Source organism: Paraglaciecola sp. (genome assembly GCF_030730205.1).
GTDB lineage: Bacteria > Pseudomonadota > Gammaproteobacteria > Enterobacterales > Alteromonadaceae > Paraglaciecola.
The window spans coordinates 10,055-18,875 of record NZ_JANQVQ010000342.1; the positions used below are offsets into that span (position 1 = coordinate 10,055).

The 8,821-nt window shown below is 44.7% G+C and carries 8 protein-coding genes; 6 read left to right on the forward strand and 2 right to left on the reverse strand.

The genetic code is table 11. The features are described from left to right. The coding region (locus tag NWQ57_RS22505) for a LacI family DNA-binding transcriptional regulator (protein WP_306024437.1) at positions 1-512 on the reverse strand (512 nt) is incomplete at its 3' end. A 376-nt stretch (positions 513-888) separates the two neighbouring features. On the opposite strand from NWQ57_RS22505, the gene NWQ57_RS22510 reads away from it, so the two are divergent. Both NWQ57_RS22510 and NWQ57_RS22515 read left to right on the forward strand, forming a co-directional pair. Beyond that, positions 889-2,367 (forward strand): mannitol dehydrogenase family protein, encoded by a 1,479-nt coding sequence (locus tag NWQ57_RS22510; RefSeq protein ID WP_306024438.1) that lies wholly within the window; start codon positions 889-891, stop codon positions 2,365-2,367. A 113-nt stretch (positions 2,368-2,480) separates the two neighbouring features. After that, positions 2,481-3,293 (forward strand): ThuA domain-containing protein, encoded by an 813-nt coding sequence (locus NWQ57_RS22515; protein ID WP_306024439.1) that lies wholly within the window; start codon positions 2,481-2,483, stop codon positions 3,291-3,293. A gap of 70 nt (positions 3,294-3,363) precedes the next feature. Here NWQ57_RS22515 and NWQ57_RS22520 read toward each other — a convergent pair whose 3' ends face one another. Beyond that, complete coding sequence (locus tag NWQ57_RS22520) at positions 3,364-4,353, reverse strand: Gfo/Idh/MocA family protein (RefSeq protein WP_306024440.1); 990 nt, start codon at positions 4,351-4,353, stop codon at positions 3,364-3,366. A gap of 255 nt (positions 4,354-4,608) precedes the next feature. Here NWQ57_RS22520 and NWQ57_RS22525 point away from each other — a divergent pair, with 255 nt between their 5' ends. The 4 genes from NWQ57_RS22525 to NWQ57_RS22540 all read left to right on the forward strand — a co-directional run. Then, the gene (locus NWQ57_RS22525) at positions 4,609-5,937 is read left to right on the forward strand and encodes an ABC transporter substrate-binding protein (RefSeq protein WP_306024441.1); all 1,329 of its coding nucleotides are present in this window, start codon (positions 4,609-4,611) and stop codon (positions 5,935-5,937) included. Beyond that, positions 5,937-6,821 carry a carbohydrate ABC transporter permease gene (locus NWQ57_RS22530; RefSeq protein ID WP_306024442.1) on the forward strand — a complete coding sequence of 295 codons (885 nt, stop codon included), beginning with the start codon at positions 5,937-5,939 and terminating at the stop codon, positions 6,819-6,821. Before NWQ57_RS22525 ends, NWQ57_RS22530 begins: the two co-directional genes overlap by 1 nt. Position 6,822: 1 nt before the next feature. Continuing rightward, positions 6,823-7,752, forward strand: a complete 930-nt coding sequence (locus NWQ57_RS22535) for a carbohydrate ABC transporter permease (RefSeq protein ID WP_306024443.1) — start codon at positions 6,823-6,825, stop codon at positions 7,750-7,752. Positions 7,753-7,765: 13 nt separating this feature from the next. Next, a partial coding sequence (locus tag NWQ57_RS22540) for an ABC transporter ATP-binding protein (RefSeq protein ID WP_306024444.1) occupies positions 7,766-8,821 on the forward strand: 1,056 nt, incomplete at its 3' end.

An 8,821-nucleotide genomic window follows, 5' to 3' on the forward strand; every position in this document is an offset into this window, starting at 1 on the left:
GTCATGTCATAACTGGCTTTTGTTGAATTAAAGCCAAGTGACTCGCCGCGATTAAGATCTTTAGGGCCAATTCGTAGATAACTGACGTTTTTTCTGTCTAACATTTCGAGCAATTCGATTTTGTCGCACATCGGCGGGCGTAAAATTAAACCGTCGACCAAGGTACTGTCGATATATTCTTCTACTTCTTGTACCAGAGTAGGGGAGCGGTAGTTGCAGTCATATAAAAACAGGCCCATTTGTTCTTCAGTACAGCCTTGGAGTATGCCTTTTTGCAAGTTCATCAAATAGCCGGGGCTAGTATTGTCTGACACCAATGCAATAAATAACGACCTGTTTTTGGCCAGCGCCATACCCAGTGGATTGCGTTTAAATCCGAGCTCTTGAATGGCCATCTGTACTTTTTGGCGCATTTCGTCTTTAACGTTAGCTTCATTATTTATGACGCGTGATACGGTTTTCTTGGATACACCGGCATGACGGGCTACATCCATAATGGTGACTGATGCCATACTTATTTACCTGTTATTTTCGGCTACGTTCGAATCTAAATGCCTTGCTATGCAGCATGATCATATATAACCGCTTTATTTACTAGAAGAAAGCGCTATTCAGCGAAAAGCGTACGATGAAATGTAGGGCATTGTTTAAATCAATGTTGTTTGTTTTTTGTTAACTTGTTTGATTTTATTTGTTATATGATTTTAGTTATAAAGGGATTTGACACCGGTGTCAAATCCCTTTATAACTTATTGATATCTTCGGACAACGCTGTTCATCATTATTGCCTTGGTATATTTTTTCGTCATTTGACGACGTTAATCTACCAATAGCGCGAGATTTAGCATTTTAGATGATCCAGCCCTATTAAATCGTGAGAAAAAATCCATGTCGGCCAGCAGATTAAATTTAGCTTTGCTTGAAAAACAGCAAATCAGCACCTACCGCCAAGCAGAAAAACCAATCAGTATTGTGCATTTAGGCATCGGGGCCTTCCACCGTGCTCATCAAGCTTGGTATACCGATAAGGTCAATTTACTGCAAGAAAATGAACCTTGGTACATTGCTGGGGTGTCATTGCGTAGCAGTAATGTGCAAAAGCAGTTACAACCACAAGATGGATTGTACAATGTCGTCGAGTTTGATGCAGACTTTCAACATACCCAACTTGTGCAAGCTGTTACGCAAGTGCTGGTGGCGCCCGACTCACCTGAACGTGTACTTGAATTAATGGCGCAAGAGCACACTAAAATTATCTCACTGACGGTGACTGAAAAGGGCTATTGCCACGATCCTGCAACAGGGCGGCTAAACCTTGACCATCCAGATATCAAACATGATTTAGCCAATGCTAATGCGCCCAAATCAGCTATTGGCTATTTGGTGTTTAGTTTGCAGCGCCGGTTTAAGGTCGCAGCCACAGGTGTTACCGTGCTGTGTTGTGACAATCTGCCGCAAAATGGCCACACCCTAGCTGGGCTTGTAGGTGAGTTTGCTAAGCGCATTGACCCTGCTTTGGCATCGTGGATTGTGGACAACGTAAGCTTTCCGAACAGTATGGTAGACCGCATTGTGCCAGCCACAACCGAAGAGGATATCCAACAACACGCTCAAACCGGACAAGAAGATCGTGGGTTAGTTAAAACAGAGCGCTTTAGCCAGTGGGTAATTGAAGATAATTTTATTGTGGGTAGGCCGGCTTGGGAACAAGTTGGCGTGTCACTGGTTTGTGCAGTAGAGCCATTTGAAAAAGCCAAATTGCGTTTACTAAACGGTGCTCATTCGGCACTAGCCTATCTTGGTTATTTGAACGGCTACCAATTTGTGCATCAAGTCATGCAAGATAAATCCTTTGTCGTGTTTTTACGTCATATGATGCGCAATGAGATTTTACCCACTTTAGTCGCACCAGAAGGGATGATACTTGAGGACTATATAGAGCAATTGCTGACTCGTTTCACTAACCCTAACTTACACCATCGAACTTACCAAATTGCCATGGACGGTTCGCAAAAGTTGCCGCAGCGCTTGTTAAATACCATTGAAGATCGTTTAAATAACAATGCGTCTTTTGACTGCTTGTGTTTTGCGGTAGCGGGTTGGTTGCGTTATTCCATGGCATTTGATGGCAAAGGTGAGCCAATTGAAGTGCAAGACCCTTATGCCCGCGAACTTTTTGCCATTCAGCAAGCGCATTTTTATCAGATAGACGATCTAATCGATAACTACTTGTCCTTCGACAAAGTGTTTTCAAGGCAACTAGCGCAGTCAGAATTATTCTGCTCTCGCTTGAAATATTGGCTCGGTATTATCTTGGCAAACGGGATTAATACCGCACTGAAAGTGTTATTGATTGAGGTCAAATAGCCTCAGGCAAACACACGAATATTAATCAAACGGCATATGAACTAAGCATAAGACGATATGCCAGCAAGTAGCGGATAGCCTCGGTAGGCAGTTGGATAGGACAAAGAAAAGATATGATAAACGTAACAATGTGGAACGAATGTCGTCATGAAGTAGAAGATGAAGAAGTGGCCGAGGTTTACCCAGAAACCATTGGTGGCTGCATCGTCAATATGCTTGAGCCTTATGGCTTTAACTTAAGGTCAGTTACCCTTGATGACGAGCACCAAGGCTTGAGTGACGAGCTAATTGCTCATACTGATGTACTGATTTGGTGGGGTCATCGCTATCATGATGAGGTGTCTGATCAGCTGGTAGATAAACTGCAAAAACGAGTGCTTGAAGGCATGGGTTTGATTGTTTTGCACTCAGGTCACCATGCCAAAATATTTAAGCGTTTATTGGGAACCAGTTGTAACTTAAGTTGGCGTGAAGCCGAAGGGGGTGAGCGTGAGCGCTTATGGTGTTTAAAGCCTTCTCATCCTATTGCTGCCGGGATCCCGCCGCATATTGAGCTGCCAGAGTCTGAAATGTACGGTGAGCCTTTTGATATTCCAGATCCCGATGAATTAATTTTTAACTCGTGGTATCAAGGCGGTGAGGTGTTGCGCAGTGGTTGTACCTTTACTCGCGGACGAGGCAAGATATTCTTCTTTTCGCCAGGCCACGAAACCTTCCCGATTTTTCGTAATGAACACATCATTCGGATTATCGCTAATGCAATTAAATGGAGCAATCAGGCTCATCAAGATGGTTGGTTTTTTGAAAATTGGGGGCGTCCTGAGCCTCTAGAAAAGGGCGCACCACGGCAAACCTACTTTAAAAAACCCCGTAAACTGATGGTGGCTGAAAAGCTTGCGGCTAAAAATGCAAAAAATACTAAATAAGCCATGTCTCGTTAGATCGAACATAAATAAAGCTGCCCGTTGGCAGCTTTATTTATATCGGAGTCATACTTTATAAAACGATAGTTTTGCCGTCAGCGCCAGCGCTGTCTTTAATGGCATCCCACAATTTCGCCATTGCAAGGCCTTGCTGAATATCCGAAGGATTAACAATATCGCCCTGAATGGTTTGCATGAACACGTTCATCAAGTTATTGGCTGATTCTTGTTCTTTGCGTACCACGTGACCTGTACTGTCTTCAATTTCAATCCAGCGGCCCCATGCACAAATACGCACTACGTAGTGGGTAAAGTAACACTCAATACGGGAAGTACAGCGAATACTGTTGCCGCAAGCATGCAGGTTAAACAGCGTGCCGTTGGCTAATTCTCCGCTCACCGTCGTGACGATATCAACGGGGTAGTTCATGTTCTGCATATTCGCGGTAATGTTGCGCAGTGGGCTATTCATTATCATTGAGACGGTATTCATCATGTGTGCGCCGGTATCAAACATAAAACCGCCGCCAGAGATCTCAGGTACTTGTTTCCAGTGGCCTTCATAGGTCGTAGCCCAGTTTTCCCAAATTGACGCGGTCACACTAACTAGTTCGCCGTAGGTCTTTTCTTGGACGTCTTTTTTAAGTTGATGAACCAAAGGAGATAAGCCGCCTTGGTAAGCGACCACTAAGGTTTTACCAGACTGTTCTTGTGCAGCAATTAAGCGCTCGGCTTCGGCAACACTGGTAACCATTGGCTTTTCAAGCAAGACATCTAAACCCAACTGCAGCGCCATTTCAGCCTGCTCAGCGTGATTAGCGTGAGGCGTACAAATATATACCGCATCCAAATTATCTTGCTGACTTTGCAGCAATTCTTGCCAGCTTGAAAAGAAAGCGGGCTGAGCTTGCGCTTGTTGCTGTGCGATACGGCCAATATTTTCCATAGCTTGGGCATTTGGGTCCATCACTGCTTGAATACTGATATCCTCTCGGGCTATCCACGTTTCGATATACTGGGTCGCTTTTTTACCACAACCGATCACGGCTAATCTTAGCGTCACTCACTATCTCCTAAGTACCACACAGAGCCAGAATTCTCTCTCCATGTCTTTGTACAATTAAATTTATTTGCTATCTGATACCAACATTAAATTTCATCTTGACACCGGTGTCAAGATCCGTGATATTGAAAATGTGATTATTTTGTTAAATTACCTCGATAAGGTGTTTGCAGTGTGAAGAGTTTTGTTAACGTGTATTTTACGAGTTGCTTGGAGACCCACGGTGGGCGCTTTCATTATGGGGTCGATTGACTGATGTTTAAGTATGTATACAGCCTATTAGCGGTAGTGGCACTTAATGCAAGCGTGCCTGCCAATGTGCTTGCTCAGGATTTAGCAAAAAAGTCTACTTTGGTGATTGCCGAACACCGAGCAGCAAGGCTTGAAGCCTTATATAGCCTGCAAGACAAGTTAGAGCAGCAATTAGGTGTTCAGCTCAAAATTGTTGAGTATCCGGCACCAGCGCAAGACTATTTTACTAAATTGGTGACCGAGTTAAGAGCAGGCAATGCGCCAGATGTTTTCACTATTCCTAGGGATCTACAATTGGATGATCTCGCGGCCGCAGGTTATTTAGTTGATCTGTCTGGTGCTATGGAAAATTGGGATGGCTATCAACATTTACCAGAGCTGATTAAGTTGTTGTCGAAGGGTAGCTTCGATGGTCACAACTATGCGGTGCCCTCTATTGTTGCGGTTGAACAGCTTTACTATCGCCATGATTTGCTAGAACAAGCAGGTATCAGTACCGCTCAACCCACCAGTTGGGACGACCTGCTGAATCGGGCCAGACAAATTAAACACGTAACAGGGCAGTTTCCTTTGTTGTTTCCGGCAGGATTAACCTGGGGTATGGGGTCGTACACCGAGGGTTATCGTTATTTATTGGCAGGTTTTGCCGACTATCAATTATTAGACCAGCAAGGCAGGTATCGGCTCGGCGAAAAAGCGCCCCTTGAGGCCTTTAAGTTTTATCAAACCTTGGTTGATGAACAGTTAATGCCAATCAAACCCCTACTCAATCCAGAGCCTTGGGTTATTCCTAAATACGAAATGTTCCCTAAAGGTCAATTGATGATCACCACCTGCGGTACGTGGTGCCGCGTATTTGATTGGGGAGAAAATAGTCGTAATCCTATTGCGAATATTGAGCAAGCGGTCGGTACATGGAAAATCCCAAGTGCAGATGGCTCTGACCCTTTTGTGCTCGCGTCTATGGTTTACGCATGGGCCGTGAACGCTAAATCACGTCAAGCGGATTTGGCTATAAAGTTAGCGCTTGCGCTAGGGGACAACGATGTGGCCATTACCTATGCGCAAAAGCTAGGCAATGTACCCGCTCGTTTAGATGCCGAGCTTCATCCGGATTACGCCAGTTTGGGCATACTTGCTCAGGCTCACAAGTTATTACCTCGGGCGCGAGCATTGCGCACCACAGTAGGCTCAAATGCCGTGATGGCAGGGGTTGCTCGCGCAACTGAGGCAGTGATAATTGGCCGAGAAGACGCTGCCGGAGCACAACAACTATTGGAAGATTACGTCAGCAGTGTATTGGGCGACGAAGCAGTAAGTAGGAATCAATAATGGCAATGAGTTTTGAACGAAAAAGGCAGCTGGGTTATCGCATGATGATGGCGCCCGCCTTGATATTAATGGGGGCCTTTATTGTATTTCCTGCGTTTTATGCCTTCTCTTTGAGTTTGACGAATGATGCTTTATTAGGCTTTGCTGCCAAAGAATCCTCTTTTGTGGGATTGCGTAATTTCAGCCGTTTATTTAGTGATCCCTTATTTTGGAATTCACTCAAAGTGACTTTGATTTTTGTAATCGGTTCGGCGGTGATTGGTCAGTTTGTTTTGGGGTTTGCCGCTGCCGTATGTTTGCAACGAGAAATAAAATATAAATCTATCTTTAATGCCATTATTTGCTTGCCGAATGCCGTACCAGAAATGGTGGTCGGTTTTTTATGGATCTCGATGTATGCCAGTGGCGACTACGGTACCTTAAATCGCATTGTTGCGTGGTTTGGGGTTGACCCACAGCAGTGGCTATACACCTTTCCTCTCTTTTCGATCATCATCGTAAACACATGGCGAGGTATCGCGTTTTCTATGATTTTGTTGACCTCTGGTCTGGCGTCGATCCCGAAAGACATTTACGAAGCGGCTCGAGTTGACGGTGCGACCGACAAACAAATCTTTATGCGTATTACTTTGCCAATGATGATGCCAACTATCTTTCTGTATATGTTTGTTTCAACCGTAACGACCTTCGCCATTTTTGGTTTGGTTTATACCCTCAGTCGAGGCGGGCCGGCTAATAGCACTGAAATACTCGGTATTTATATTTACAACCAGTCCTTCACCTCATTTCAGCTTGGTTATGGCGCTGCCGTCGCAGTGGTCAGTTTGGTGGTGTCTATGCTGATCGGATTCTTGTATGTGCGTGCGTTAAAGGTTGAGGTGTAAGATGTCGCTAGAAACAAATGTCGTTACACAACGTTATAGCAGCGCAGAGCAAGCAACAAATCGAAAAACGTATTTCACCCTTATTTTGATTTCTCTGTACTGTATTGTGCCGTTTTTTTGGGTTTTACTGGCTGCCTTCGATCCCAAGGCCAGCCAATTCTTGCGTTTACCAGACGAGATAACCTTTGGCCACTTTTGGAATTTATTTGCTAATGAAAATGGCTTGCGCTGGATATTCAACTCGGTACTTATCATTGGTATTGCAACCCTATTAACCTTGGTGTTTGCTGGCTTTGGTGGTTATGCCCTATCACGCACGCAAGCGTGGTGGAAACGTCCTTTGTTGTACGCCATTATTTTGGTGCGCATCGTACCACCACCCGCCTTAATTGTGCCTGTATACAAGGTGATGTTAGCTTTAAACGATATGGTCAACAGCGCAATTCTCAATATTACTGATGACATAGAAACCCAAGTGATGCTGAGCCGCATGTTTTCTTTTGTTGATGGTTATTTAGGGCTAATACTTATTCATACCGCGATGCAATTGCCTTTGGCCATTTGGATCATGAAAACCTTTTTTGATGCCATTCCTAAAGATTATGAAGAAGCGGCGGCGCTAGATGGTGCCAGTCAAATGCAAACCGTGCGACGAGTGCTTATTCCGTTAGCGTTGCCGGGTTTTGCCGCTGCGGGTCTGTTTGCTTTTATTAACGCATGGGGCGATTTTTTAATGCCCTTAATGTTCACCTCATCACCTGAACTACAAACCTTGCCACTTGGCATGTTTAGAGCGTTTTTACGGGTTGACGCCATTGATTATGGATTTCTTACCGCACTGGCTGTTATCTACACACTACCAGCCGTTATTGCATTTTCGTTTGCTAGAAAGTTTCTGACTCAGACTTTTTCTGGTGGAGTTAAGGGTTAAACAGGACAGCACAATGTCAGAAATTGAATTGATAAATATCAAAAAGCAGTACCAACAAACAGAAATTGTAAAAGGTATTGATATAAAAGTTGAGCAAGGCGAGTTTGCCGTTATTGTTGGGCCGAGTGGCTGTGGTAAGTCGACGTTGCTGCGTATGATAGCCGGCTTAGAAGACATAAGTTCGGGCGAATTACGTATCGGCGGGCAAGTGGTTAACCATGTATCGCCAGACAAACGGGGCATAGCTATGGTGTTTCAATCTTATGCTTTGTACCCCCACATGACCGTCGCCGATAACATTGGTTTTGCTTTGAGTTTAAAAAAAGTCGATAAAGCTGAAATCAGTAAACGAGTCAAAGAAGCGGCAGAGATGCTGGAACTTACGCCCTTGTTACACCGCAAACCGGCCGAGCTTTCTGGTGGCCAGCGTCAACGTGTAGCCATCGGTCGGGCGATAGTGAAACGTCCAGAGGTGATCTTATTTGATGAACCACTCTCTAACCTTGATGCCAAGCTTCGGGTGCAGATGAGAGCTGAGCTGATGCGTTTGCACCGCGAATTTGGCTCGACCGTAGTGTATGTCACCCATGACCAAGTTGAAGCCATGACCATGGCGCAAAAAATTATTGTGTTAAATGAAGGCAAGGTCGCACAAGTAGGCAAGCCCATGGAGCTTTATTTGCAACCAGAAAATCAATTTGTGGCGCAGTTTATCGGTATTCCCAAAATGAATTTATTAGAGGGAAATATCGACGGACGAACTTTTACCCTTAACAATGGTGAACAAATAGAACTGCCAGGTGACTTTGCACGCCACACTAAAGCGCAATTAGGTATTCGCCCTGAGCACCTAGAAGTGAGCGATAAAGCTGGGCCATGGCATGTGTTTTTAGTCGAGCGTCTGGGGGTTGAAACCTTTTTACATCTGCGTGATCACAACAATCAACAAGTGGTAGTGAGGCTTGAAGGTGATAGCAAGCTAAACGAAGGCATGAAGGTCACGCTAAACTTTGCTGCACAGCGCTGTTTTTTGTTTGACTCAAAGGGCCAACGAATTGCCGCAGCAGTG

Excerpts from the sequence above, each read along its gene's own strand:
- NWQ57_RS22530 (WP_306024442.1), top strand. The coding sequence starts at position 5,937 with ATGGCAATGAGTTTTGAACGAAAAAGGCAGCTGGGTTATCGCATGATG.
- NWQ57_RS22525 (WP_306024441.1), top strand. The coding sequence starts at position 4,609 with ATGTTTAAGTATGTATACAGCCTATTAGCGGTAGTGGCACTTAATGCA.
- NWQ57_RS22515 (WP_306024439.1), top strand. The coding sequence starts at position 2,481 with ATGATAAACGTAACAATGTGGAACGAATGTCGTCATGAAGTAGAAGAT.
- NWQ57_RS22535 (WP_306024443.1), top strand. The coding sequence starts at position 6,823 with ATGTCGCTAGAAACAAATGTCGTTACACAACGTTATAGCAGCGCAGAG.
- NWQ57_RS22510 (WP_306024438.1), top strand. The coding sequence starts at position 889 with ATGTCGGCCAGCAGATTAAATTTAGCTTTGCTTGAAAAACAGCAAATC.